Origin of the sequence: Conexibacter arvalis (assembly GCF_014199525.1) — a bacterium.
In the GTDB taxonomy this organism is placed as follows: domain Bacteria; phylum Actinomycetota; class Thermoleophilia; order Solirubrobacterales; family Solirubrobacteraceae; genus Conexibacter; species Conexibacter arvalis.
This window is the reverse complement of record NZ_JACHNU010000017.1, coordinates 1-1,475: the sequence shown is the minus strand read 5'-3', so window position 1 is coordinate 1,475 and position 1,475 is coordinate 1. Positions and strand designations below refer to the sequence as shown.

General features: G+C 70.3%; 1 protein-coding gene. It reads left to right on the top strand.

All coding sequences use genetic code 11. From position 1 onward, the window contains the following. Positions 1 to 96 precede the first annotated feature (96 nt). The gene (locus tag BDZ31_RS24405; protein WP_183346089.1) at positions 97 to 1,437 is read left to right on the top strand and encodes a transposase; all 1,341 of its coding nucleotides are present in this window, start codon (positions 97 to 99) and stop codon (positions 1,435 to 1,437) included. Positions 1,438 to 1,475: the final 38 nt, after the last annotated feature.

Sequence of the window (1,475 nt, the reverse complement as noted above, 5' to 3'; positions counted from 1 at the left end):
GAGGGTGTCGCACAAACCCCGGCCTGTGGCCGGGGTTTGTGCTGTCCGGGGGCTTTAAGACGATGCCGTGGTCGGCGTCGTCGGGGAGGTGCTGTCGTGGGTCAGAACTTCTTGTCGTGCGATCGCGAGCAGGAGTTGCTGTTGCCGCCGAGCTTGCGCGAGTGGTTGCCCGAGGACCATCTCGCGTGGTTCGTGCTCGACGCGGTCGAGGCGATCGATCTGGCCGCGTTCTACGCGTCCTATCGGGCTGATGGTTGGGGGCGGGCGGCGCATGAGCCGGCGATGATGGTCGCGTTGTTGCTCTACGCCTACGCAATCGGTGAGCGTTCGTCGCGCGCGATCGAGCGGCGCTGCCGGGAGGACGTCGCGTTCCGGGTGATCTGCGCCAACCAGACCCCGGATCACGCCACGATCGCGCGCTTCCGCGCCCGGCACGAGCAGGCGCTGGCCGACACCTTCACGAGCGTGCTGGCGCTCTGCGGACGGGCTGGGTTGGTGTCGGTCGGGACCGTCGCGATCGACGGGACATTGATCGCCGCCAACGCGTCGCGGGCGGCGACGCGCACCCATGCCGCGATCCGCGAGGAGGTCGAGCGGATCCTCGCCGACGCCGCCCGGACCGATGCGGCCGAGGATGCCCAGCACGGCGACCGGCGCGGCAACGAGCTCCCGCCCGAGCTGGCGGATCGTCGCTCGCGGCTGGCGCGGTTGCGCCGCTGCCGGGAGGAGCTGGAGGCCGAGCAGGCCACCGAGCAAGCGGCCTATGAGGCCAATCTTGCGTGGCGGGCTGAGTGGGAGGCCGAGCACGGCCGCAAGCTCGGCGGCCGCAAGCCCACGCCGCCCGATCCTGACGCACTCGCAGGACGCAAGCGCAACGTGACCGACCCGGACAGCAGGCTGCTGCGCCGAGCCGGGAGAACGCCGGTGCAGGGCTACAACGCCCAGCTGGCGACCGGTCCCGGCCAGATCATCCTCGCCGCCGACATCACCCCGCAGTCCAACGACTCTGGCCAACTCGAGCCGATGACCAGCCAGGCGGTCGAGACGCTCACCGCCGCCGGGATCGATCGAGAACTCGATGTCGTGTTGGCCGACGGCGGCTACTGGAACAGCCCCCAGATCAGACACCTGCGACAACAAGGGCTTGAGCCGATCGTTCCGACCAAGGCCGCCGGTCGCACCACACCCCGCACGCTCTCACCCCGCCAGGGCGCAGAGGCCGACCGCATCGACCGGCTCCTGGCCACGCCCGAGGGCGCGGCGCTCTACCGCCGCCGCCAACAACTCATCGAACCGGTCTTCGCCCACACCAAGTTTCTGCGCAGAATCGACCGCTTCCAGCGCCGCGGCCTGACCGCCTGCAGGACCGAATGGCGACTCATCGCCGCCACCCACAACCTCCTCAAGCTCTGGCGCGCGACCACCGCCACCGCCTGACCCCAGGCCTGCCCGCCCGAACTTGTCCTGGCCCGCTG